This is a genomic window from Clostridioides sp. ZZV14-6150, from assembly GCF_020657875.1.
Lineage (GTDB): Bacteria > Bacillota > Clostridia > Peptostreptococcales > Peptostreptococcaceae > Clostridioides.
In genome coordinates this window covers 13341-39587 of sequence record NZ_JAGWDA010000008.1, presented here as the reverse complement: position 1 = coordinate 39587, position 26247 = coordinate 13341, and the positions used below count along the sequence as shown (strand labels likewise).

The 26247-nt window shown below is 27.7% G+C and carries 25 protein-coding genes; 21 read left to right on the top strand and 4 right to left on the bottom strand.

Annotation, left to right across the window (positions count from 1 at the left end):
- The first annotated feature begins 110 nt into the window (after nucleotides 1-110).
- The 3 genes from KGF41_RS10775 to treR all read left to right on the top strand — a co-directional run bounded on the left by KGF41_RS10775 (nucleotide 111) and on the right by treR (nucleotide 2167).
- Nucleotides 111-422, top strand: coding sequence for a helix-turn-helix domain-containing protein (locus KGF41_RS10775; protein WP_227433351.1), 312 nt, complete (start codon nucleotides 111-113; stop codon nucleotides 420-422).
- A gap of 28 nt (nucleotides 423-450) precedes the next feature.
- Nucleotides 451-1146 (top strand): CPBP family intramembrane glutamic endopeptidase, encoded by a 696-nt coding sequence (locus KGF41_RS10770; RefSeq protein ID WP_227830133.1) that lies wholly within the window; start codon nucleotides 451-453, stop codon nucleotides 1144-1146.
- Nucleotides 1147-1453: 307 nt separating this feature from the next.
- Nucleotides 1454-2167, top strand: coding sequence for a trehalose operon repressor (gene treR / locus KGF41_RS10765; RefSeq protein WP_227830134.1), 714 nt, complete (start codon nucleotides 1454-1456; stop codon nucleotides 2165-2167).
- A 111-nt stretch (nucleotides 2168-2278) separates the two neighbouring features.
- On the opposite strand, the gene treB is transcribed toward treR, so the two are convergent.
- On the bottom strand, nucleotides 2279-3718 hold the full coding sequence (gene treB / locus KGF41_RS10760) for a PTS trehalose transporter subunit IIBC (protein WP_227830135.1): 1440 nt from the start codon (nucleotides 3716-3718) through the stop codon (nucleotides 2279-2281).
- A 281-nt stretch (nucleotides 3719-3999) separates the two neighbouring features.
- On the opposite strand from treB, the gene treC reads away from it, so the two are divergent.
- The 10 genes from treC (at nucleotide 4000) to KGF41_RS10710 (ending at nucleotide 15492) form a co-directional block, all read left to right on the top strand.
- Nucleotides 4000-5658 carry an alpha,alpha-phosphotrehalase gene (treC, locus tag KGF41_RS10755; RefSeq protein WP_227843012.1) on the top strand — a complete coding sequence of 553 codons (1659 nt, stop codon included), beginning with the start codon at nucleotides 4000-4002 and terminating at the stop codon, nucleotides 5656-5658.
- 18 nt (nucleotides 5659-5676) lie between these two features.
- Entirely contained in the window at nucleotides 5677-7041 is a 1365-nt protein-coding gene (locus tag KGF41_RS10750) for a sulfatase (protein WP_227843011.1), read from the top strand.
- Between the two features lie 64 nt (nucleotides 7042-7105).
- Nucleotides 7106-8227 (top strand): radical SAM/SPASM domain-containing protein, encoded by a 1122-nt coding sequence (locus tag KGF41_RS10745; RefSeq protein ID WP_227843010.1) that lies wholly within the window; start codon nucleotides 7106-7108, stop codon nucleotides 8225-8227.
- A 92-nt stretch (nucleotides 8228-8319) separates the two neighbouring features.
- Nucleotides 8320-9102, top strand: a complete 783-nt coding sequence (locus KGF41_RS10740) for a sulfite exporter TauE/SafE family protein (protein ID WP_227840108.1) — start codon at nucleotides 8320-8322, stop codon at nucleotides 9100-9102.
- A 60-nt stretch (nucleotides 9103-9162) separates the two neighbouring features.
- Nucleotides 9163-9675: a PTS glucose transporter subunit IIA gene (locus tag KGF41_RS10735; protein WP_227843009.1), complete on the top strand. Its 513-nt coding sequence runs from the start codon at nucleotides 9163-9165 to the stop codon at nucleotides 9673-9675.
- Nucleotides 9676-10029: 354 nt separating this feature from the next.
- Nucleotides 10030-10914: a fumarylacetoacetate hydrolase family protein gene (locus KGF41_RS10730; protein ID WP_227840107.1), complete on the top strand. Its 885-nt coding sequence runs from the start codon at nucleotides 10030-10032 to the stop codon at nucleotides 10912-10914.
- A 98-nt stretch (nucleotides 10915-11012) separates the two neighbouring features.
- Nucleotides 11013-12188: a phosphoribosylaminoimidazolecarboxamide formyltransferase gene (locus KGF41_RS10725; protein ID WP_227843008.1), complete on the top strand. Its 1176-nt coding sequence runs from the start codon at nucleotides 11013-11015 to the stop codon at nucleotides 12186-12188.
- Between the two features lie 128 nt (nucleotides 12189-12316).
- On the top strand, nucleotides 12317-13171 hold the full coding sequence (locus KGF41_RS10720) for a hypothetical protein (RefSeq protein WP_227830143.1): 855 nt from the start codon (nucleotides 12317-12319) through the stop codon (nucleotides 13169-13171).
- A gap of 44 nt (nucleotides 13172-13215) precedes the next feature.
- Nucleotides 13216-14451, top strand: coding sequence for a glycosyltransferase family 4 protein (locus KGF41_RS10715; RefSeq protein ID WP_227856657.1), 1236 nt, complete (start codon nucleotides 13216-13218; stop codon nucleotides 14449-14451).
- A 102-nt stretch (nucleotides 14452-14553) separates the two neighbouring features.
- Complete coding sequence (locus KGF41_RS10710) at nucleotides 14554-15492, top strand: cell wall-binding repeat-containing protein (RefSeq protein ID WP_227856656.1); 939 nt, start codon at nucleotides 14554-14556, stop codon at nucleotides 15490-15492.
- 335 nt (nucleotides 15493-15827) lie between these two features.
- Here the strand turns inward: KGF41_RS10710 and KGF41_RS10705 are convergent, their stop codons facing one another.
- Nucleotides 15828-16181 carry a GIY-YIG nuclease family protein gene (locus KGF41_RS10705; RefSeq protein ID WP_227830146.1) on the bottom strand — a complete coding sequence of 118 codons (354 nt, stop codon included), beginning with the start codon at nucleotides 16179-16181 and terminating at the stop codon, nucleotides 15828-15830.
- Nucleotides 16182-16484: 303 nt separating this feature from the next.
- On the opposite strand from KGF41_RS10705, the gene KGF41_RS10700 reads away from it, so the two are divergent.
- The 5 genes from KGF41_RS10700 to KGF41_RS10680 all read left to right on the top strand — a co-directional run bounded on the left by KGF41_RS10700 (nucleotide 16485) and on the right by KGF41_RS10680 (nucleotide 21329).
- Entirely contained in the window at nucleotides 16485-17396 is a 912-nt protein-coding gene (locus KGF41_RS10700) for a recombination protein NinG (protein WP_227830147.1), read from the top strand.
- A 250-nt stretch (nucleotides 17397-17646) separates the two neighbouring features.
- Entirely contained in the window at nucleotides 17647-18081 is a 435-nt protein-coding gene (locus tag KGF41_RS10695; RefSeq protein ID WP_227830148.1) for a DUF6323 family protein, read from the top strand.
- A 23-nt stretch (nucleotides 18082-18104) separates the two neighbouring features.
- Nucleotides 18105-19619: a DUF6179 domain-containing protein gene (locus KGF41_RS10690; RefSeq protein WP_227850786.1), complete on the top strand. Its 1515-nt coding sequence runs from the start codon at nucleotides 18105-18107 to the stop codon at nucleotides 19617-19619.
- A gap of 82 nt (nucleotides 19620-19701) precedes the next feature.
- Nucleotides 19702-21069 (top strand): M20 family metallopeptidase, encoded by a 1368-nt coding sequence (locus tag KGF41_RS10685; RefSeq protein WP_227843006.1) that lies wholly within the window; start codon nucleotides 19702-19704, stop codon nucleotides 21067-21069.
- Nucleotides 21070-21104: 35 nt separating this feature from the next.
- The gene (locus tag KGF41_RS10680) at nucleotides 21105-21329 is read left to right on the top strand and encodes a NifU family protein (RefSeq protein ID WP_227830151.1); all 225 of its coding nucleotides are present in this window, start codon (nucleotides 21105-21107) and stop codon (nucleotides 21327-21329) included.
- Between the two features lie 120 nt (nucleotides 21330-21449).
- Here the strand turns inward: KGF41_RS10680 and KGF41_RS10675 are convergent, their stop codons facing one another.
- Together KGF41_RS10675 and KGF41_RS10670 are read right to left on the bottom strand one after the other, a co-directional pair.
- Nucleotides 21450-21848 (bottom strand): HsmA family protein, encoded by a 399-nt coding sequence (locus tag KGF41_RS10675; RefSeq protein WP_227830152.1) that lies wholly within the window; start codon nucleotides 21846-21848, stop codon nucleotides 21450-21452.
- 2 nt (nucleotides 21849-21850) lie between these two features.
- Nucleotides 21851-22285 carry a MarR family winged helix-turn-helix transcriptional regulator gene (locus KGF41_RS10670; RefSeq protein WP_255287880.1) on the bottom strand — a complete coding sequence of 145 codons (435 nt, stop codon included), beginning with the start codon at nucleotides 22283-22285 and terminating at the stop codon, nucleotides 21851-21853.
- 372 nt (nucleotides 22286-22657) lie between these two features.
- Between KGF41_RS10670 and KGF41_RS10665 the strand changes: the two genes are divergently transcribed.
- From KGF41_RS10665 to KGF41_RS10655, 3 genes are all read left to right on the top strand, one after another.
- Nucleotides 22658-23644: an ABC transporter permease gene (locus KGF41_RS10665; protein ID WP_227830153.1), complete on the top strand. Its 987-nt coding sequence runs from the start codon at nucleotides 22658-22660 to the stop codon at nucleotides 23642-23644.
- The gene (locus tag KGF41_RS10660) at nucleotides 23628-24539 is read left to right on the top strand and encodes an ABC transporter permease (protein ID WP_227843005.1); all 912 of its coding nucleotides are present in this window, start codon (nucleotides 23628-23630) and stop codon (nucleotides 24537-24539) included. Before KGF41_RS10665 ends, KGF41_RS10660 begins: the two co-directional genes overlap by 17 nt.
- Before the next feature lie 115 nt (nucleotides 24540-24654).
- Complete coding sequence (locus tag KGF41_RS10655; protein ID WP_227830155.1) at nucleotides 24655-26223, top strand: ABC transporter substrate-binding protein; 1569 nt, start codon at nucleotides 24655-24657, stop codon at nucleotides 26221-26223.
- The last annotated feature ends 24 nt before the right edge of the window (nucleotides 26224-26247 follow it).

Here is a 26247-nt window from a genome sequence, read left to right as displayed (position 1 = left end):
TTTTACTAACTTATATAGGGGTTATGTACAAGGATTTTAAAGATAAGTATAGAAATTAATGTTTATAATCGATACATAACTAGAGTAACAAAATTTAAGGAGGTTCAAATATGGGTATATTTAAAACAAAGATTGATGAGGATTGGAAAGTAAACTACATCAAAGAATTTAATGAAATGAGAGACTCTTATGAGAGTAAGCTTCAAAAAAAACAGTTTGAAGTAGATAGTTTAAAATCAGAATTAGATAGACTTAGAAGCTACAAAAATAGTCTTAAGCCAAAGGAAAAACAAATTACTGATGATGATATAAATAATATAAAAAACTTGAGAAGAGATGGTTTAAGCTATAAAGAAATTTCAAGTGAAACAAGTTGGAGTAAAGCAACTGTGAGTAGAGTATTAAATGGACTTTACGATTAGTATATACATGGGGTGATTTAAATTGGGGATGAAGTATAGTTATAAAAAATGTATAATGGATTCTATTTCATTGATGTTCATAGTTCAGATAGTAAGGATGATTTTAAATTATATACTTCTAAGTCAATTTGAATTTACCCTTGAAAATTTTAACATTGTAAATTTAATTTCTTTTACAATAGTTGGGTTATCATTAATTTTATTTTTAAAAAATAGTCCTTTGTATAATAAGGTGAGAAATAGAAAAATCACAGAAGCTTTCAATGAAAATAAAGATAATGTACTTATAAAAAGATGTAAGTTGATACTTTTTATAGTAGCTTTATCTCTAGTGGTAATCTCAATTTATTACAATAGAGGCTATATGTTTTTTTATGTAACTATGATGACTTTATCTGTATTAATAGTTCCAGTATTTGAAGAATTATTTTTTAGAGAGTACATATGGAATTATTTAAACAATTTTATAAAATCAAAGAGTAAAGTTATATGTATAACATCTATATTATCTGGTATTTATAATATAGGATATATAGATGTTATACATAATTACATAATGTTATATAATAACTCTTACTATACATTTGAAGTTATTATTTCAAAAATTATTATAGGTACTGTTTTTGGTATTGTACTTGGTATTGTTAAGTCAAGATTTAAAGATGTAAGCTTTTGTATAATATTGAGAAGTCTGTTTACTATACTTATTAGACAGATAATATGATTATATCTACTTAAATAATATAATTATCTTGTAATAAGTATATAAATAATATCTACTTAGATAATATAATTATCTTGTAACAAGTATATAAAGGTAATGAATGATAGCTATATATATAAAATAAACTCTAATATTTGGAGTTTATTTTTTTGTAGGAAATTATTTTAAGAAATTAATTATATTACTTATGCAATTTATTGTTTTAAAGATTAACAAGACTATTTGACAGCTTAGCCCATAATATGATATTTATATAAAATGAGATGAGTGTACAAACTAAAACTAATTATGAATGAGAGTGATTTACTTGAAGAAATTTTATGAAATATATTTAGATTTAGAGAAAGATATAAGAAATAATGTATATGCAGTAGGAGAGCTTTTACCAACAGAAGTAAAGCTTGCTCAAAAATATCGAGTATCAAGAGAAACTATTAGAAAAGCGCAGTCGCTTTTATTGGAGAAGGGGTTTATACAAAAAAAACAAGGTAAAGGGGCTATTGTTTTAGATATAAATAAATTTGAAATAGAAGGGTCAGGGTTGATTAGTTTCAATGAATTACAAAAGAATAAAAATTTAGATACAGAAATAAGTGTACTAAAAAATAAAAAGGAGATTATGCCTTTAGAAATTTGTAAAAAACTAGATATAGACACAAAAACTAAGGTTATAGCAGTTGAAAGACTTAGAAAGATTAATGGAGAAGCTGTTATTTTAGATAAAGATTACTTTATATCTGAAATAATACCAGAAATACCATTAACAGCAGTTCAAAGTTCAATATTTAATTATATAGAGAAAAATCTAGAACTAAAAATAGGTTATGCAAATAAAGAAGTAACAGTAGCTCCTGTTACAGAAGAAGATAAAATATTGCTAGATATTGGAACAGATACACATGTTGTAGTGATACGAAGTGAAGTTTACTTAGAAGATACAAGATTATTTCAGTATCATGAATCTAGACATAGAGTTGATACATTTAGATTTGTAGATTTTGCAAGAAGAAGAAATCTTTAATTATATAAAAGAGTGTCTGTTTTGTACTGTACCCTCAATTGTTGAATCAAAATTCTAATGATTGGATTTCAGTATATTTAGACACTCTTTTTTTATTAGACTATATATTATTTAATTTTCTATAAATTCTTTATTAAAGTATTTGCTCTTTGAGAATATGTATGTAAGGATACAAGTAATGGCTATAGAAAGCCCCATTGCTAAGAAGTAAACACTCCATTGGTCTGTAAATATAGATAAAAACGCTGGTAACCCTGATATACCTATAGAACTTGCTTTAACATTAAAGTAAGATACAACTCCTCCAGCTATACCTGCACCTATCATAGATGCTATGAATGGGAAACGATAACGTAAGTTTATACCAAATATTGCAGGTTCAGTAATACCTAACCAAGCTGAAATTGAAGCTGTTAATGCAACACCCTTGATTTTTTTATTTTTTAATATAAAAAACATTGTCAAAGCTGCTGCGCCTTGCCCAAGGCTAGCCATAACTTGTATTGGCCATAATGTAGCAAATCCTAAAGTACCTATCATTTGTAAATTTATACCTAAGAATAAGTGATGCATACCTGTTATAACTAATGGAGACAATATGAATCCAAAAAGTGCTCCTGCAAGTACTGCATTAATTTCAAACAATCCAAGAATTCCACTTGTAATTAAATTGGCAAATGACATTGTTATAGGTCCTATGATAGAGAATGTTAAGAAACCAGTTATTAACAATGTAAGAGGAGCAACAAAAATAAGCTGAACCATCTCAGGAATTTTTTTAGTTAAGAACTTTTCGATTGTCGCTAAAAGATAAGAAGAACATAAAACAGGGATTACTTGTCCTTGATAGCCTATTTTAGCAATATTAAAACCTAATATATTCCAGTAAGTAACAGCTTCAGGTGTTTTAGAGTATTGTGCACCAGGCATTAAATCTGGATTAATTAAAATAAGACCTAATACAATACCAAGTACAGGATTTCCTCCAAACTTTTTGACAGCTGACCAACCTATTAGTGCAGGTAAAAATGAAAAAGAAGTATTTGCTATAAGATTAATCATATTAGATATACCAGCCCAATTACTATGAACTTCTAAAAAGGGTTGTTCATAGAAAATTCCTGGGTTAGCAAGTAGATTATTTATACCCATCAATAAACCAGAGGCAACTATAGCAGGCAATATAGGAATGAATATATCTGCCAACACCTTTATAGCTTTTTGAAGTGGATTTAATTTTTTATTAGAAATCTCTTTAACCTCAGCCTTTGTTGCTTCTTTAAGTCCAGTAATTTCTATTAATGTAGCATAAACTTTATTTACAAGACCTGGCCCTATAATAACTTGAAATTGACCATTTGAGGTAAAGCTTCCTTTCACTATATCTATTTGTTCTAATTGCTTTATATTAACTTTACTTTCTGAATTTAGAGCAAATCTTAATCTAGTAATACAGTGTGTCGCAGATATTATATTCTCTACTCCCCCAATTGCTTCAAGGATTTGCTCAACCTGCTCTTTATGATGTGTATTTTCTTTTAATGTGCTCATAAAATTACCTCCCTCTTAAAATACGATGTTGTATAGACAAATCTTGAAAATAATATACCATAGAGAAATTTTTATGTCAACGTTATCCTAAATATTTTTAAAATTTAATTGCTAAAAGATAAATTGTATATTATTGGAAAATCAAAAAAGTAAGAGTAAATATGGAAGGATTATAGGGAATATGTTTTTTTATTTAGAGTAAATATTGATTTTAACAAAAAAAAGGTTTATTATAAAAATATAAAAGTTGTCTAGACAAAAATGAAAGGGGAAATTTGCATATGGATTTTAAGAAGAAAGTTATTTATCAAATATATCCAAAATCATTTAATGATTCTAATGATGATGGGATAGGAGATTTAAAAGGAATTATAGAGAAATTACCTTATTTATATAAATTAGGTGTAGATATAATTTGGATTAACCCATTTTTTGTTTCTCCACAAAGGGATAATGGATATGATATTGCTGACTATACATCAATAGATTCTATGTTTGGAACTATGGAGGATTTTGAAGAGTTAGTAGATGAAAGTAAAAAATATAATATAGAATTGATGCTGGATATGGTCTTAAATCACACATCAACAGAACATGAATGGTTTAAAAAAGCTTTGGCAGGAGATAAAAAGTATCAAGATTTCTATTTTATTAGAGAGGGCAAAGAAAATAATCAACTACCGACAAATTGGAAATCTAAATTTGGAGGAAATGCTTGGGGAAAATTTGGAAATACAGATAAGTACTACTTACACTTATATGATGTTACACAAGCTGACCTCAACTGGCGTAATCCTAATGTTAGAGAAGAATTATATAAAGTTGTAAATTTTTGGATAGATAAAGGTGTTAAGGGGTTTAGGTTTGATGTAATAAATGTGATTGGTAAAGATGAAGAATTGAACGATTCTACAAATAATATAGGAAAAGAAATGTATACAGATAAACCTATTGTCCATGAATTTATTAAAGAAATGAACAAAGAAACTTTTGGAAGAGTTGAGGGCATAACAACTGTTGGAGAAATGTCTTCAACAACTATTGAAAATTGTATCTTATATTCTTCTCCAGAAGAAAAAGAGCTTTCAATGACATTTAATTTTCACCATTTAAAAGTAGATTATAAAAATGGAGAAAAATGGAGCGATATACCTTTTGACTTTATGATGCTGAAAAAACTCTTAAATGAATGGCAAGAAAATATTGAAAGTGGTGGTGGATGGAATGCACTATTTTGGAATAATCATGACCAACCAAGAGCTATTAGCAGATTTTGTAATGAAGAATATAGAGTGGAAGCATCGAAAATGTTAGCTGCTACAATACATCTATTAAGAGGAACTCCGTATATATATCAAGGTGAAGAAATAGGTATGACAAATCCAAACTTTGAAAAAATAGATGATTATTTAGATGTTGAAACTCATAACGCGTATAATGAATTTTTAAAAAATAAAATCGAAAAAGAAACAATAATGAATATTATAAAGTCCAAATCCAGAGATAATAGTCGTACACCTATGCAGTGGTCAGACAAATTAAATTCAGGTTTTACAAATGGAAAGCCATGGATTAAAATAGCAGAAAATTATAAAGAGATAAATGTTGAAAAGGAACTTAAAGAAGGGTCAATTTTTAATTTCTATCAAAAGTTAATATCTTTAAGAAAGCAATTAAATATTATATCTGAAGGCTCTTATAAGGGAATTTTACTAGATGATGATAAAGTTTATGCTTATGTTAGAAGCTTAGAAAATGAAAGATTAATAGTATTTAACAACTTCTATGATTGTGAAGTTGAAGTTGAGATTAGTGAGGAATTTTTAGGCAAATCACTTACATATTTGATAGGGAATTATGAAAAGCGAGATTTAGAACCTAAGTTAAAGTTAAGACCTTATGAAACAGTAGCATTTTATAGTAAGGATATAAAAAAATAATGGAAAGAGGTAGTATTAATGAAACCAAATATTTTACTTATGATTTCTCATGATAGTGGTAGAAAATTCAGTAACTATGGATATAATGTGGAAACTCCATGTATAAATAAATTAGCTCAAGAAGGAATTCAATTTGATAATTATTTTTGTGCAGCACCTCAATGCAGTCCAAGTAGAGGAAGTATACTAACTGGATTATACCCTCATAATAATGGGTTAATGGGACTTGCACATCTAGGTTTTTGTATAGATTCTAAACATACAACACTTCCTATGGAGTTACAAAAAAACGGATATGAAACAACATTAATAGGGCTAAGCCATGAAACAATAAATGAAGCACCACCAATAAAAGATAGAGTATTTTCTTCAACCTATGACTTAGGATATGATAATTTTATAGCGGTTCCAGGGGATAGAGCTCCTAAGGTTGCTAAAGAGGTAGTTAAATTCTTAGAGGAATATAAAGAAAATCAAGGAAAGCCATTTTACTTAAGTGTAGGATTTTTTGAAACACATAGAGATTTTGATGAATATGAACCTTATGCAGATAAATTGGATGAAGTAGAAGTATTTAAGTTTTTACCTGATACAGAAGATGTAAGAAAAGATATAGCTTTATATAATGGTTCAGCAAAAGTACTGGATGAGGCAATAGGCAAAATATACAATAAATTACAAGAAACAGGATTAGATAAAAATACAATTGTTATACTGACAACAGACCATGGAGTTGCATTTCCAGGAGCGAAAGGAATGCTAAAAGAAGCAGGATTAGAGACAGCGCTTATAATTTTATTACCTAATTCTTCTCAAAAAAATGTGAAAAAAGAAGCACTATTATGTAATGTTGATTTATTGCCAACTATACTAGATTTAATTGAAGCTGAAATTCCTAAGAATATAGATGGAGAAAGTTTTGCCAATTTATTAAAAACAAATGAAGATATAGGTAGAGACTCATTCTTTACAGAGATGACATGGCATGATCAATATAGACCAATGAGAGGCATAAGGACTAATGAATATAGCTATGTTAGAAATTTTGAAGATGGGCCTAAAGTATATATTACAGTTGATTCACATTTGAGTTTATCAGGTAAAGCTGTTAGAGATAAATTTTATGTTCCTAATGATAAAGAAGAACTTTATGATTTAAGAAAAGACCCACTAGAAGAAAATAATCTAATAAATGATTCAGATTATCAAGACATAGCAAATGAATTGAGAAAGAAAGTTGATAATTGGATGTTAGAAACGAATGACCCACTTTTAAAAGGACCTGTAAAAGGGACAGGTTCAAGTAGATGGAAAACAGAAATAGAAGAGGGTAGAGCTTATCCAGGAAGAGAAGAATATTATAGACTATTATCTGATAAGTAGAAAATATTAAACAAGTAAAAAACATTAAATAAGTAAAAATATATAAAAAAGAAGGTTTTTTATAATGAAAAGTATATCAGTTTTGATTAAACCAGTCTCATCGTTATGTAATTTGAGATGTAAATATTGTTTTTATGCAAATGTGAGCGATTTAAGAGAAGTAAAATCCTATGGTATTATGCAGGAGGATACTGTAAAAAACATAGTAAATAATACATTTGAAATTTTGGATAATGGAGATAGAGTTACATTTGCTTTTCAAGGTGGAGAGCCTACTTTAGTGGGATTAAAATTTTTCCAATATTTTATTGAGTATGTTGGTAAAATGGAAAAAAATATAACAGTAAACTACTCTATTCAAACGAATGGAACTCTTATTGATAATCAATGGTGTGAGTTCTTAAAGAAAAATAATTTTTTAGTAGGATTATCATTAGATTTACTAGAAGATTTACATAATAAAAATCGTGTATATTCAAATAATAAGGGAAGTTATATAGATGTAATAAATACAAAAAAACTACTGGAAATATACAAAATAGACTTTAACATACTATGTGTTCTGACAAATCAGATTGCACTTAATCCAAAAGAGGTTTTTAATTTTATAAAAGCAAACGATGTGAAGTATATACAGTTTATCCCTTGTTTAGATGATTTAGACTGTAAAACTAAGTCAGAGTACTCTTTAGAACCTAAATATTTTGCATACTTTTATAAAATAATATTTAAGCTTTGGAAAAATGAGTTCAATAAAGGAAATTATATAAGTATTAATTTGTTTGATAATCTTATATCCATTTTAATTACAGGAATTCCTAGTACCTGTGGGATAATTGGAAAATGCCAACCACAATTTGTAATAGAGGCTGATGGAAGTGTATATCCATGTGATTTTTATGTACTAGATAACTTTAATTTAGGTAATATAAAAGATAACACTTTATTGGATATTTTAAGAAAATCTAAAATGCAAGAATTTTTGCATAAAGATATAAAGAAAGAAAGTATTTGTTTAAATTGTAATTTTTACAAAATATGTGGTAGTGGATGCAAAAGAATGAAAAATTCTATGTATATTGATTCTAGTAACAATTACTGTGGATATAAAGAATTTTTAATGTCTACTTTTAGTGACCTAGAAAAAATATCAGTATTAGTATATAAAAATCAAATACTAAAATAATTTTAGTATTTATAATTCTAAGTTAAAGTGATTAAAAATTATGTATAATTAAAGGGTTTTGAGCAGAGTAAATTTAGTTAGGATGATTTTAAATGAATGTAATTTTATTTGTAATAGCTATACTTTCAACAACTATAGGAGCTATAACGGGTATTGGTGGAGGGGTAATAATAAAGCCAGTGCTAGATTTGATTGGAGTATTTGATGTTTCGACAATAAGTGTGTTATCATCATTTACTGTATTATCGATGGCAATTGTTTCTGTATATAAACAAATTAAATCAAAACTTTTTAAAATAAACTTTAGACTTATTTTAATTGGTGGAGCATCAGTATTAGGAGGGACTATAGGTCAAAGGTTATTAGATTTATCTATTTCATATGTAAATAATCCTTCTATAATAAAAATAACTCAAAATATTATAATGATTATTTTGTTAGTAATGGTTTATTTATATAAAGATAAAAGTTTAAATGTTAAGTTTAATACTAACATTACATATTTTATTGTTGGCATTTTTTTAGGGGTTATATCTTCATTTTTAGGAATAGGTGGAGGTCCTATAAATGTGGCTGTGTTTACAATATTATTTGGATTATCAGCTAAAGAAGCTGCGTTTAATTCCATTATAACTATTTTATTTTCTAATATTTCAAAGTTAGTTACAGTTTTCATAAATACAGGGTTTGGTATATATGATTTATCTGGATTACCTTTTATGATAATAGGAGCAGTATTAGGAGGAATTATAGGTTCCTCGATTAGTAAAAATATGGATGACAAAAGAGTTAAATATATGTTCTCGTATATGACTATAATTATTACTGGAATAAATATATACAGTATATTTCAAGTAATATATTTTATGAATTAAAGTGTATAATGTAGATAACACGAGAAGTCAATTTAAATTATTGGAATGAGGAGATTTAATATGTTCAAAAAGTTATTCTCAAAAAATAAAAATGAAGAAGTAAAAAGTAATTATATAAAAGGAGTATTACAATCGCCACTTACAGGGAAAGTATTAAGTATAACTGATGTTCCTGATGATGCTTTTTCTAGTAAAATGCTAGGTGATGGGATTGCTATAGAACCACAAGAAGGAGTCGTATCTTCTCCTGTCGATGGGGAGGTAATTCAAGTATTTTTGCCATCTAAGCATGCTATATGCATAAAGAGTGAAGATGATTTGGAGATACTAATACATATAGGATTAGATACTGTAAAGATGAATGGAGATGGATTTGAAGTATTAGTAAATGCAGGAGATAAAGTCTACTGTGGGCAAAAACTTATAAGATTTGATTTAGAAAAAATTAAAAAAAGCGTTAAATCTGTAATAACTCCTATAGTTATAACCAATTCTTATGACATAGATAAAGTTGAAATTTTAAGAACTGGAGATATATGTATTGGAGAAGATTTAATGAAAGTTTATAAGTAAATAGGTTTTACCAAGAGGTTTTGTCTAAATAAAAAATATTATAACTATAAAATGGCTGGATATAATAATATTGAAAGAGTGTAGGTATGCTTATTTTATTAAGGGTACCTTTTTTTATTGTGTTTTATAGAAAATTTATCTGCATAAATAAAGTTTTTTAAAACAATCTTCTTATAATTATATTATTTTTACTAATTATCTTATTTTTGATAATTTCTGATATTTATGAATTGTTATACTTTTTAGAACTCTATTTTTAAATATATATTGACATATATATATTATCTATTACAATTGATATAAACTAATAAAAATAAAATATTATTAATCAACTTATTGAATGGAGGAATAGAAATGAAATTTGTAACTTTCTGTACTGGCAATGAAGAAAATATAGGTGTATTTAACTCAGAAACAAATAGTATATATGAAATTAATAGTTTGGGATTAAGCAAATTATATACAGATATGAATGATTTTATTGAAAATGTATCTACTGGAGATTTAGAAAAAATAAAAAAACATTCATTTGAAAATGCAAAGTGTTATAAGTTAGAAGAAGTGAAATTATGTTCCCCAATTGTAAGACCTAAAAAAGATATTATATGTTTAGGTTTAAACTATAAAGACCATGTCAATGAAATTCCAGATGGTGTTATAAAAAATGTAGTTATGCCAGACTATCCAATTTATTTCTCTAAAAGAGCAGATAAGGCAATTGGAGTGGATGATAAGATAAGTTTACATGGAGATTTAGTAGAAAAGTTGGATTATGAATCAGAACTTGCAGTAATTATAGGAAAAGAAGGTATAAACATATCAAAAGAAGATGCCTATGAATATATATTTGGATATACAATAATGAATGATATAAGTGAAAGAGCACTTCAAGATAAACACGTGCAGTGGTATAGAGGAAAAAGTTTAGATACACATACATCTATGGGACCTTGCATAGTACATAAAGAAGAATTTGAGCATCCTTTAAAACTAGATATAAGTAGTGTGGTAAATGGAGAAGTAAGACAAGATTCTAATACAGAATACTTTATATTTGATATACCTACTGTAATAAGTGATTTATCAAGAGGAATGACTCTAAAGCCAGGAGATATAATTTCAACTGGAACTCCAGCAGGTGTTGCTATGGGAATGAATCCTCAAGTATATTTAAAACATGGTGATGTAGTCGAATGTAAAGTCGAAGGGATAGGAGTTTTAAAAAATATAGTTGATTAATGGATAAATATGCCATATAATTTTATTAGTACGAATAATTTAATTAATATGGAATTAATCAAATTCAAGATTAATTTACTATAGAGAGGGATGAGTGTATGGCAAAAGAACTAGAACTAAAGTATGGCTGTAATCCAAACCAAAAACCATCAAAAATTTATATGAAAAATGGAGAACTTCCTATAGAAGTATTAAATGGAAAGCCTGGATACATAAATTTTTTGGATGCATTTAATAGTTGGCAACTTGTAAAAGAATTGAAAGAGGCTACTGGTCTTCCAGCAGCAACTTCATTTAAACATGTAAGTCCAGCAGGTGCAGCAGTAGGAATACCTTTATCAGATACTTTAAAACAAATATACTTTGTTGATGATTTAGAGCTTTCTCCATTAGCTTGTGCTTATGCAATGGCAAGAGGGGCAGATAGAATGTCTTCTTATGGAGATTTTATAGCACTTTCAGATGTGTGTGATAAAGAGACTGCGACTATTATAGCGAGAGAAGTTTCTGATGGTATAATAGCCCCAGGGTACACAGACGAGGCTCTTGAGATATTAAAAGGAAAGCGTAAAGGGAATTACAATATTGTAAAAATTGATGAAAATTATACTCCTGAACCTATTGAAACAAAGGATGTTTATGGAATCACTTTTGAACAAGGTAGAAACGAAATATTAATAAATGAAGACTTATTAAAAGATATTCCAACTGATAATAAAATCTTTACAGATAGTGCAAAGCGTGATTTAATTATAGCTCTTATCACATTAAAATATACACAGTCAAATTCAGTTTGCTATGCTAAAGATGGACAAGTAATAGGAGTAGGTGCAGGACAACAATCACGTATTCACTGCACTAGACTTGCAGGTAATAAGGCAGATATTTGGTATCTTCGTCAACATCCTAAAGTATTAAATTTAAAATTTAAAAAAGATATAGGTCGTCCAGATAGAGATAATACTATTGATGTATACCTTTCTGATGATTATATGGATGTACTTGCTGATGGTATATGGCAGAATTTATTTGAAGAAAAACCAGAACCTCTTACTGGAGAAGGTAAAAGAGCATGGCTTAAAACTTTAACAGGAGTAGCTCTTGGTTCTGATGCATTTTTCCCATTTGGAGACAATATAGAACGTGCTAAAAGAAGTGGAGTAAGTTTTATAGCACAACCAGGTGGCTCTATTCGTGATGATAATGTTATATTAACTTGTAATAAGTACAATATAGTTATGGCATTTACTAAAAATAGATTATTCCATCACTAAAGTATAAAAAATATAAAATAAATACTGATTAAATTAAAAATCTACAACGAGTTTTGTTGTAGATTTTTTTATTTGCTGTATAATTTTAAATAGAACTTTATTTTTAGATATTCAATTTGGAGGATGATATGGCTTTAAATATAAGAGACTATAGCCTATTGTGTAGTCAAGGTACAGCTAAATTTAATGAAGATGTAGTTGGTATAAGTCCATTTGGAGCATGGGTTTTGGATGGTGCGACAGGGCTCAATGGAAAAAACTTAATATCAAATGAAAGTGATGCAAGATGGTATGTTCAGTGGTGGAATAAGTATTTATATAAAAATATGAATAGAGAAGAATCATTAAAGAGCATTATCAATAGTGGGATAATAGAAATTAAAAAAGAGTATGAGATGAAATTAAATGGAATAAAGGTGGAAAAATTAGATTTGCCATCAAGTTCTATAGCTATTGTTAAATTTCATGAAAATAAAGTAGAGTATTTTTTATTAGGAGATTGTTCTTTATTTATTAAAAATGGAGATTCTAAAGTCATAAAAGATAGAACTATTTGTAAATTTGATAATTCTGTGTTTGATGAAATGAGTAAGCTTTCTGATTTAGAAGAAATGACTTTTGATGAGATAAAGTCAAGTGTCATGGATACAATAGTAAGCAATAGATTGAAAAAGAATACTAAAGATGGATACTGGATATTGGATTTTGATGAGGATGCTGTAGAAAACTCAATATACGGATACTTAGAAATAAAAAAAGATTTTCAATTGATGTTAACAAGTGACGGTTTTACAAGTGCTTGTGATAGGTATAACCTTATAAAAGAAGAAGAATTGATACGTATAGCAGAAAAATTTGGCATAGGATATATACATAATAAAGTTAGAGACTTTGAGGATAATGACTATAAAGCAATTAAGGTTCCAAGATTCAAAGTAAAAGATGATTCTTCCTGTTTGTATCTGGATATATATAACGATTAGATTATATGAAATTGTTTAATTTTAGAGGGGCGGTAAGTAAAAAAGTGAAAATTCTTCATATAATAACACAAAAACCAAATAGTACAGGTAGTGGAATATACATGTGTGGTATGATAAAAGGGTTTGAAAAAATAGGTCATGAGCAAGCTGTAATTGCGGGTATAGATGTTAATGACAATGTAAACTGTTTTTCAAGTGATGTAAGTTTTTATCCAGTAAAGTATAATTGTGGAGAACTAAATTTTCCTGTTGTAGGAATGAGTGATTCTATGCCATATGAAAGTACTAGATATAGAGATTTAAATGTAGAAATGATAAATAGATTAAAACATCAATTTAAAATAAATATAGACAGAGCTATGGAAGATTTTAAGCCAGATATTATAATATGTCATCATTTATATCTTTTAACTGCATTTGTCAGAGAGATTGTGAAAGATATTAAAGTTATGTCTGTTTGTCATGGGACTTGCTTAAGACAGTTAAATACTATCGATTTAGAAAAAGAATATATAATATCAAATATAAAAAATTTGGATTTAATATTTGCTCTTCATAAAAAGCAAAAAGATGATATTATAAAGACTTTTGGAGTAAGCGACAGTAAAGTAGTTGTAATTGGTAGTGGATATAATGATAGTGTATTTTATGATAAAAATTATAAAATAAAAAATGATAAGATAAGGATAGTATTTGCAGGAAAGATATGCAAATCAAAAGGATTGATTCCATTTATAAAAGCTATATCTGGACTAGTATATTGTAAAGATTTAATAGAAGTCAATTTTGCAGGTACAGGAAGTGATGTTGAATCTTATAATGAGATTGTTAAGCTTGCAAGTCAATCTCCATTTAAAATGAATTTCTTAGGAAAATTAGACCAAAGTGACTTAGCTGAGCTATTTAATAAGTCACATATATTTGTTTTACCATCGTTTTATGAAGGGTTGCCAGTTGTAGTTTTAGAGGCTTTATCATGTGGACTTGATGTAATTACCACTGATATTCCTGGTGTTAGAGAATGGATTGGTAGTGTGATTAATGATTCTGGAAAGATAGAATATGTAATGTTGCCTTCTATGAGTTTAGATGGTATTCTAAATGAAGAAGAGTTATCTATCTTTGAGAAGAATTTATATAATGCAATAGATTTTAAAATACAATATCTATTGTCTCATTTGGAGAAAAGGTCATCTGTAGATATGTCAAAAAAAACATGGGACGGTTTAGCTTATAGGATGAATGAAGTTATTTTAATGGATGAGATGTGTCTAATTTAGAGTGATTTAAATTATAAAAAAAGTGTAACTATTTTTACACTACTTTTAAGCGAATTTATATTATACTGATACTAAATATATTTATTTTGAGGGAGGTAATTTATGAAGTTTAGTAAAAGAATATTAGCATTAGGTATTTCAGCATTATTATTAAGTGTTAGTTTTCCAACATCAGCAAATGCACTAGATAAAATCGAAAATATCCAGGGAACAGATAAATATGAAACAGCTGGTATTATTGCAGATAAGCAAGATTATACAACAGCTGTACTTATCAATTCTGATTCTAGGATGGTAGATGGTATTTCTGCTAGTGGTCTTGCAGGGGTAAATAATGCAGCAATTTTATTAACTAATAAGGATGATATACCAGAAGCCACTTTACAAAGGCTTAATAGAGTTACTAAGATATATGTAATAGGTGGCGAAAATACTATAAGTAAAGATGTAGAAAAAATGCTACTTATGAGAAGAATGCAGGTTATAAGAATTGATGGAGTAGATAGAGTAGATACAAGTTATAAAATTGCAGCTGAAATAGAAAAGATAAAAAGCAGTGATAAGACGTTTTTAGTAAATGGATTTAAAGATGAAGCTGACGCAGTGAGTGTTGCATCTGTTGCGTATAGAGATGGTGCTCCTATTTTATTGACAAAAGATATAGCTTCAGCAGAAGAAGATACAGATTTAGACCCATGGTTTGGTGTTTCACCTGTTCCAGTATATGCTGTTGGAGGAAAATCTACACTAAGTGATTATATAGTAAGTAGATATAGAGCAACAAGAATTGATGGTAGTGATAGATATGAAACTAATAAGAATGTAATTAAGAAGTTTTATAATGAAACAAAAGAGTTTTATGTGGCAAGTGGAGATGATTTAGTTTATGCTTTAGTTGCTTCACCAATGGCTAAAAACGCTCCTGTTGTTTTAGTTTCAGATAAAAGTGATAAGAGTATATTAAATAATGCTAATAAAGTCACTGCAATAGGTATAAATGATAAGAATGTTATAGAGCAATGTTTAGAAGCTACAAAATAATAGAATGTTATCAGTAAAATGAATACATAATATATAGTAAAAGTCAGTATAATGCTTATATTTTAGTGATATATAGTGTATAAATATTAAACTATATAAATCTTCTAGTTGATTTTATGACAAAAATCAATTAGAAGATTTTTTTTATTAAAATTATGTATCAAAGTTATATACTAAAATTGAACTGTATATGTTAAAAAATAATGCGTGAGCTATTCATATATAAGAATCAATTATCCTCATAAATGACAAGATGAATTGAGTCATACACAAAATTGTATGACAATTCCATCCTATCATGTTCACATCAAAAAAGAAGATATGATGCGCATTTTTTATAAAGAATAAATCTCATAAGAGTTATCTTCTTTTAGTTTTTCTAACCAAACCATTTCTAAAATATCTAATTCTTCTAAGTAATCTTTTTCAGTTTTATTATCATCATGTTTTATAAGTTCTAAAATTTCAAATGTAAATGCTTTTTCTCCATATTTTTTCCAAGCATTATTTAAATCTCTTACCATACATGACCCAGCACAAAGTTGAAATTTGAGGAAGTTAAACTTGCTTTTTATATCATTGCTTTTTCCAAGATAAATCTTTTTAGTAATATCACTTTTTATCATAAATACACCAATGTCAAATTTCATTTCCCTGTATAGTTGTTTTAATTCACGTTTTCTATCCATTTTCTGAGTACCTCTCCTTATAATAATATGTAATATGTAAAATTATTTATATATTACATATTATTATAAGGATATTAATTAGAAATGTAAATAGATTTTGATAAAATTAATTATAAGTTTACTATTGCTTAGTATTAATATTTAGGCTAATTAGAGTTATTATATGATTTAATGTTATATAAAATTAAAAAGAAGAGTTGACATGATGAAAATTATAGAATAAACTAAAAATGTAATAGTAAATGAATATTAACTATTACATTGAAAGGGAATTATTATTATGAAAGGGAGGAAATTGTTACTATGAATAAAAATATAGAATTAATTGGAAATTTTGCTAGTGATTGGATTCGCTATAGTGATTATGAATATAAAATTACTGAAGAAGATGAACTGTATATAGTACCAACAGAAGATGCTGTATTTACTATGTACAATCCATTTGATGTTGCAGATGAAATTATAGTAGATATAATTCGCATAGGGCAAGAAGCATTACAAGATATATCAAAAGAAACTAAAGAAATGAGATTAAAAAAAGAAGTACTTGAATTTGTAAAGAAATATGGACTGTTAGGATTGATTTATTCAAGTGTATATAATAGAGATATTGTGGGTGAAGAAAGAGTACTGATGATTGAAAAGAATTATATTACAAAAGAGAATATATTGAATACTGATGAGTATGTAAATATGTTTATCCCATTTGCAAGTGATGAAGATGTATACTTTAAAAAATATAAACGAGGTATAGATGTATCAAAACGAGAGGAATCACCTAAGTTTTTTGGAAAAAGACCACTGATTTTGGATTTAGTATTTTCAAGGTTTTATACAGAACAATTGGATTGGATTGTAAATTTTGCTAAGGATATGTGTAGACATTTTAATCAAATTTGTGTCTATAAAAATATGTCTAACTTATTAACTGAAAGTGTGACTATTATGTCTGGAGGGTTTAATCCTCAAAAGATAGGATTTTCTATAAGTCAATTAGATAAACCCACTATTGCATGGGAATTTAATTCTTTAAAAACAGCTATTGAAACTATATATGCATTTGCAATTACAAGTGAACCTGCATCTTTAAATAAATGTAAGTATTGTGGAAAGATTTATATACCTACAAATTCTAAATCTCAATACTGTTCACCTTCCTGTAGAAATTGCTCAAATGTAAAGAAAAGCAGAAGTAGAGCTAAAAAAGATAAGTAAATTAATATATCATTGTTTAGATTTTAATTATAAATAACTATTAAATGAATAAATAGTTATAAAAAATATATCTGAGTAATGATATATTTTTTTATTGAAAAATTTAATTAAAATAGTAATTTTGAGTTGACAAAAACTACTTATAATAATACTATTATAAGTAGTTTTGCGAGTGAATATATATACTAATTTAAGTATATCATAAAATAAGTTAAAAGTCAATAGAAAAATGGAAAAGGAGAATTTTAAAATGATATCACCTATTATTTTGAGTTCTATGCATCAAAATTTAAAGGAAATAGAAAGAAATGAATTGCTTGAAACTAATAAAGAATCTAAGTGTTATGGTCTAGTACTTTCAGAGGAGGATGTAAAAGATATAATAACTTCAAGAAATGATACTTTAAAGGGATATGGAAGAATAGAATTAGAGATAAAAGTTACAAAACAATTAATAGAAAATATATATACATCACAGTTTACAAACATGGATGATTATTTAGAGACTATTAATGATATGCAAGAAATCTTTTATTACTTAAAAAATGAAACAGATGATAAAATTTGTGATGATGAAATTATAGAAATACTTGATGAACTTTATGAAAAATTTACAGGGAATATGGATAATGTAAGAGGGGAAGCAGAGGAATTTGCAAAAAAGTTTAAATTTGGAGAAGTTTAATCTAATGAGAGGGGAAACTTACTATGTCAAATAATAATCTAACCAACATCAATATAAACGAAAATAATCTAATAAAAAATCAATATGCAATATCTCTACTTAAAGAATGTATGGATTGTAAAGTAATAAATGAGAGAGAAGTATATAACATACAACAGGAAATATCCTTAATTCTTATAAATTTAATTAAAAAATATACAAATGGTCAAAGTACATCAGTAAAGATTGAAGTTGCTGAAAAATTATTGCTTTCAATTTGGTATGCTATTGATGCATATGTAAGTAAACTTGAAAATATAGAAAAAAGAATTGTAGGATTGACGTCTAAAAATATTAAGAATATATATTTAGAAGGCATTAAAATTCTTGAATATGATTTACTTGAGTTAGAAAAATTTTATGAACTAATGAAAAGTAGAAAATTATATACTAACTCAATAGCATATAATGATACTTTAATGGAATTGTCTGGTTTCTTTAAAAACTATAGTATAAAATTTGAAGCCTATGATATTCCAGTGAGTATAGATTATCCATTGGCATTAGATGATATGGATATTCAAGGAATTTATTATGTAAAAAATTATATTGAGAGTATGGATATAGAAAATAGATTTTGTAATTTATTTAAAAAGAAAGATAGAGAAAAATTATTTTATGATTATGGAATAACTTATAAAATAGATTGTGATGTTATACTTATAAACTTATTTGAACTTATTATAAATAACTCTATTTTCTCTGCAATTTTAGGCAATGAATCAACTAATTTGAAAATTTCAGAATATGAATATGAATTTTTAGAAAAACAATTTAGAAACATCTACAATCATACCTTTGAAGGTGAAATTAAGGTATATGAGGAAAATAATGTAATTGAATTTATTGAAGAAAATAATAGTTTTGATTTTAATGATTCTGAAGAACTCGATAAACAAAGTACAATAAATGAAAAAATAGTTTTATTGCTTGAAGAAGCAATTGATGTATTGATAGAAAGATTAAATATAGAAGATGAAGCCATGATAAAATACATAAAAGCATATGAGAAGATATTTATTGAGTCTGTACTAAGTTCAATAAAAAGTGGCACTTTTAAAAGTATGATAACTGTAAGTAAGAATGAAAATGAACCTTTAGAAAAGTATATTGTTGATGATGAAAATAAATTAGATGATGAGTCATTTAGAGCGATATTCAATGCTGTACTAGAAAGTACTTCTATAATTGAAAAAATAAAAATAATAAAGGAAAACATCAATGCAAAAAAAGACTTTATTGATATTCTTGAATCTGAGTGCTTATTTGGGGATGATTATCTAATGCTATTTGCTTCATTAAGTGAATTTGAATTGGCAATACTGGGAAGTGTAGTATTTTATGAAGATATGAGAATGGAAGAAATTAATTTATTGGAACTCTTATTAAATAAAAATAGTGAAACTACACTATGGAAAAGAGAGTACATTGAATTTATGAAGAGACAAAATAAGGAAAAAATACATTGTATAGAAGAATATATAAATCAAATTAATTAACAAAAAATTGTGAATAAATAGAATGTTAGTATATAATATAATTTGTAAAGCATATCAAAAATACATATCTGTGGAGGAGATTATGAAAGAATATATTATAAATAATATTGAGGAGATAAGAGAAGAATTAATTGATTTATCTAAAAAAATATGGGAAAATCCAGAATTAGCTTTTGAAGAAAAGTATGCAAGCAGTATTCAAAAGGAATATCTAAAGTCAAAAGGATTTGAAATTGAAGAAGTAGACAATTTACCTACTGGATTTATAGCAAGTTTTGGAGAAGGGAAGCCAGTAATTGGAATACTTGGCGAATATGATGCTTTGCCAGAACTATCACAATCTGTGAGTACAGAAAAAAATCCATTGGTAGAGGGAGAATCTGGACATGGATGTGGTCATAATTTATTGGGTGTAGCAGGTGTAGGAGCAGTCGTTTCTATTAAAGAACTAATGGAAAAAAATAAATTTAATGGAACAATAAAGTATTTCGGTTGTCCTGCTGAAGAAGAAGGTGGAGGAAAGACTGTAATGTGTGTAAATGGATGTTTTGATAATGTAGATTGCGCATTTACATGGCATCCTTTTGATATAAATGCCACATGGAGAGGTGGAAGTCTGGCAAATTTATCTGCTAGATTTAAGTTTAAGGGAATAACAGCACATGCAGCTCAAGCCCCTCATAATGGTAGAAGTGCATTGGATGCTGTTGAACTTATGAATGTAGGAGCAAATTATTTAAGAGAACATGTAATTGACTCTATAAGAATGCATTATGTTATAACTAATGGTGGGGGAAGACCTAATGTAGTTCCTGGTTTTGCGGAAAGTTGGTATTTTATAAGAGGTAAAAAAGCAAAAGATGCAGAGCATGTTCTTGACAGGCTAATAAAAGTGGCACAAGGAGCAGCTATGATGACAGAGACTGAAATGGAGTATGTAATTACTGATGGGATTTATGATTATATACCAAATCAGTGTTTAACTGATTTAGTATACGATAATATGATTCTTGTTGGCCCCCCTAAAACTACTCCTGAAGAAGAAGAATTTGCAAAAAAATTATGTGCTACTCTTACTAAGGAAGAGAGACTAGGTGTAGCTACAGCATTCCAAGATGATAAATCTATTATGGACAGTTATATACATCATGGTATAGCTGATGGAGCAGAAGGTAAAGGATTAGCTGGTTCTACTGATGTTGGAGATGTAAGTTATGTGATACCAGTGGCTCAATTTGCAATGGCAGCATGGCCTGTTGGTGTGGCAAGCCATACATGGCAGTCATGTGCATCAGCTGGTTCAAGCATAGGATTTTCAGCTATGATAAATTCAGCTAAGGTATTGGCTTGTAGTGCTTATGATGTATTTATGAATACTAAGGTTATTGATGAGGCAAATATAGAATTTAAAAAATCATTAGATGGACAAAAATTTAAACCATTGGTATAATCTTGGTAATAAAAATATTTCTGGGGGGAATAACTATGAGAGAACAAGTTGAAAGAGTGCTTGAACAAAAGATAAAACCTGTATTACAAAGAGATGGTGGAGATGTAGAGCTTATAGATGTAAATGAGAATGGAGTAGTTTTAGTTAGATTACAAGGTGCTTGTAGTGGATGTCCAGGAGCAACTATGACAATAAAAGCTATTATTGAAAATGTTTTGGTAAGCGAAGTTCCAGGAGTAACTCAAGTATTAGGTGTTTAATAAATTTAAATTATACATAAGGATTTATGAAGTTGTGTAAAAGAGTAAGTAAAATATTATAGATAGATATGAAAAAGTGTGTAAGTGTATATTCATTTTCTTACACACTTTTTTTACTTATTATCCAGCCATACCAATAAACATACCTATAAAGTATGGAATTAACCAGATAGTCCATACAACTATACTAAACTTATGGAAGAATTTTTTCTTATCTTCATCATCCTTATACAAAACAAAAGTAGCCCATCCTGCATGAAAAAGCATAAGAACAATTGCTAGGAGACCTGTTATACTATGAAGATTTTGGGACAATACAGATTTTACTTCAAAAGAGTGGCTATTAGCTATATTACTCATTGTAAATGTTCCTAAAGTATCAAATATTAAACCAAGCCAAAATATAATTACATGTTTCTTTTTTAAAATTTTAGCTTTTCTCTCTCCAAATACACCTATAGTATAAAAAATTAAAGCTGATGTTATAAACACTATTGCAAGTATTAATTTAGAATTCATAATTATCTCTCCTTTATTTTTGCTAATATATTTCTAAGATTTTTTACTAATTCATTTAATTCTTTTTCATCACAATTTTTAAAAATATCATCAAAGCTTTCTTGCATTTTACTTTTAAAATTTGTAGCAAATTCAAGTCCATCTTCTGTAAATTTAACATATGTATTTCTCTTATCATCATATTTTTTGAACTTTTCTACATAGCCAATTTGTTCTAATCTACTGACTATACCTGATACAGTTCCTTTAGCTAAAGACATCTCATCGCATAGTTGTGATATTGTTAGCTCTTGATTATGAGCTATTAGTTTTATAACTATAATCTGTTGATGTGTCAATCCATTTTCTTTAAAATTTTCTTCCACTGTGTACATTGTTTTAGAATAGAGTTCTTTGAGAAGCATAGCTATTCTAAAACAATCATAATTAGTTTTCAATAAAATCACCTCTTAGATGGTTTGCATAGAAACTAATATAATATAGTTTTAATAAATAGTCAATATAAAACCAATAATTATATAATAAAAAACTTAATAATTATATAATAAAAAACTTAATAATTATATAAAATAAAAGATTCGTAACATCATAAAAATTTTATTTTAGGTAAAAATAAAACAATTTGATGAAATTTTAACAATTTTTCAAAAGTTTGTTTACACACAACATAAATGATGCTAAAATTGGTTTATAGATAAATATTTAAAATTTAATTTTTATTTAATGATAATAAAACCACGAAGGTTTAAACGTCGATTGACGCTTGCTTTTGGTGGTTTTTTTTATTGCAACAAAGGGGGAATAGGGGTTTGTTAAAGGATATAGTTAAAAAGTTGTTGCAGTTTATTTTAGTAATGTTTTTATTATCTTTTGTAGTTTTTTATATGGCAAGACTTGCTCCAGGAGACCCGTTAATTTCTTACTATGGAGATGGTGTAGAAAGAATGAGTACTCAAGAGAAAGAAAATGCTATGAAAAAACTTGGTCTAAACGAACCAATATACAGTCAATATATAAAATGGATTTCAGATGCATCAAGAGGCGAATTTGGAATTTCATTCAAATATAAGCAAAATGTTACTTCTGTTATAAATGATGTTTATATAAACACTATCATATTAGGTGGGTCAGGATATATACTTACCTTTGCGCTAGCATTACTTCTTGGAATCTTTTGTACATTGCATGAAGACAAGCTCATAGATAGGATTATATGTAAACTAGGAACAATAACCAACTGTATTCCATCATTCTGGGTTGCTTTAGTACTTATACTTATATTCAGTATAAATCTAAGTATACTTCCAAGTAGTGGAGCTTATTCAATGGGAGAGGAATCTAGTATATCAAGTAGGATATCTCATTTAATATTACCTCTTACAGTACTTATATTGAGCCATTTATGGTATTACACATATATGATAAGAAATAAATTGCTAGAAGAAATAAGAGAAGATTATGTATTGCTATGTAAAGCAAAAGGTTTAAACAATAGAACCATTGTTTTTAAGCATTGCCTGAGAAATATAATGCCATCCTATATAAGCATTATGGCTATTTCAATACCTCACATATTAGGAGGAACTTATGTAGTTGAAAAGGTTTTTTCTTATCCTGGGTTAGGAACTCTTTGCTTTGAGAGTGCAAAGTATCACGATTATAATATGTTATTAGTTTTATGTCTAATAACAGGGGCTTTAGTAGTATTTGGAAATATGTTAGCTCAAATTATAAACAATAAAATAGACCCTAGAATGAAGTACGATAGAGGTGATAACAATGAAGCTGCAATGTAGTGATTTTGAGATTGTAGGAGAAAATTATATTTCAGTAGTAGAAGACGAACAAATAGAAATAAAAAAAACTCTGTTTGAAAAATTTAAACAGTTACCATATATATCAATCATCATTTTATCCATTATAGTTATTGGAAGTGTATTTTCATCTTTGATAATGACACATGAGCCAACATATATGGATTTAGTAAGTTCTAATTTAGCTCCAAGTAAAGATTTTTTCTTTGGAACAGATTCAATGGGAAGAGATATATATTCTATGATATGGTATGGAGGAAAAATATCTTTATTTATAGGAATATTTTCGACAATAATATCAACTATCATAGGAATTGTTTATGGTAGCATAAGTGGTTCAGCATCTGAACTTGTAGATGATGCAATGATGAGATTTACAGAAATCATACTTAGTATACCATCAATATTAATTATAATATTTGTACAAGCGATACTTGGGAATTCAAATCCAATATCTATGTCCATAGTAATAGGGATAACAAGTTGGATGAATATATCTAAAATTGTAAGGACTGAAGTTAGACAAATAAGAAATAGTGAGTACATACTAGCAGCTAAAAGTATGGGTGGAGGATTTTTCTATATATTAAAACAGCACTTACTTCCAAATTTTGTTGCATCAATAATGTTTATGGTAGTAACAAATATAGGTGCAGCTATTGGAACTGAATCAACACTGAGTTTTTTAGGAATTGGTTTGCCAATAGAAATTGTTTCTTGGGGAAGTATGCTATCTTTATCAGAGGAAGCACTGCTTTCAAATAGATGGTGGATTATCCTAATTCCAGGTATATTTTTAGTTACTACATTGGTTTGTATAACTAATATTGGTAATTATATAAGAAAGAGCAATAATAAAAAATCAAGTAATTTATAAATCAGCGTTTCAAGTGTTAAATAAGCAAATACTAAGGTATTTGAAATATCTATTTAAATAAATGGGGTCAAAGCTTTAAAAAATATTTATTATTAAAAGCAAAAGGGGGAGCATCATGAAATTAAAGAAATTAAAAGTTTTAAGTCTAGTAATGATACTTAGTCTAATGGCAGGCTGTTCTAGTGCAGGAAATGGGGACAAAAAAACAGATAAACCTAAAGATGGTAAAGTACTTGTTTATGGAAGTAATGACTATACAAGTATAAATCCGGCACTATATGAACATGGAGAAATAAATTCATTGATATTTAATGGATTAACAGCTCATGATGAAAATAATAAAGTAGTTCCTTGTCTAGCAAAAGATTGGAAATTTGATGAAGCAACAAATACATATACGTTTAATTTAAGAGATGATGTTAAATGGCATGATGGAGAGAAGTTTACAGCAAATGATGTTAAATTCACAATGGAAACTATAATGAATCCAGACAATGCTTCTGAAATAGCATCAAATTATGAAGATATAACAAAAATTGATGTAGTTAATGATACTACTATAAAAATTACTTTAAAAGCACCAAATACAGCAATGCTTGATTATCTAACAGTTGGAATATTACCAAAACATGCATTAGAAGGTAAGGATATAGCTACTGATGGATTTAATCAAAAACCAATAGGTACTGGACCATTTAAACTTGAAAAATGGGATAAAGGTCAAAGTATAACACTTGTTAAAAATAGTGATTATTTTGTAAAAGAGCCAGGTCTAGATAAAGTAGTATTTAAGATTGTACCAGATGACAAAGCTAAAGCAATGCAATTAAAATCAGGCGAATTAGATTTAGCACAAGTAACTCCTAAAGATATGTCTAATTTTGAGAAAGACGAAAAGAATTTTAAAGTAAATATAATGAAAACTGCAGATTATAGAGGGATACTATATAACTTCAATTCTAAATTCTTTAAAGATGAAAAGACTAAAGGATTACCAAATGCTTTAAGTTATGCAATAGATAGAAAAGCAATAGTTGATAGTGTATTATTGGGACATGGTGTACCAGCATATTCACCTTTACAAATGGGACCATATAATAATCCTGATATAGAGAAATTTGAGTATAATCCAGAAAAAGCTAAGCAAGAAATTGAGAAATTAGGTTGGAAATTAGGTTCTGATGGAATATATGAAAAAGAAGGTACTAAATTAGCTTTTGAAATAACAGCTGGTGAAAGTGACCAAGTTAGAGTTGATATGGCTAAAATATGTGCACAGCAGTTAAAAGAAATAGGTGTTGATGCTAAAGCTGTAGTTGTAACTGAAACAGATTGGGCTAATCAAGATGCACATTTAATCGGTTGGGGAAGTCCATTTGACCCAGATGACCATACATATAAAGTATTTGGAACAGATAAAGGTGCAAACTATAATGCTTATTCTAATCCTACTATAGATAAAATACTTCAACAAGCAAGAGAAACAGAAAATAAAGATGAAAAATTAAAGTTATATAAACAATTCCAAGTAGAGATGACTAAAGATATGCCATACACATTTATTGCTTATATAGATGCCATATATGTTGGAAAACCAAATATAAAAGGTTTAACACCTGATACAGTTTTAGGTCATCATGGTGTAGGTATATTCTGGAACATAGCTGATTGGACAATAGAATAATAGTTAGATTAATTAGAAACCTTA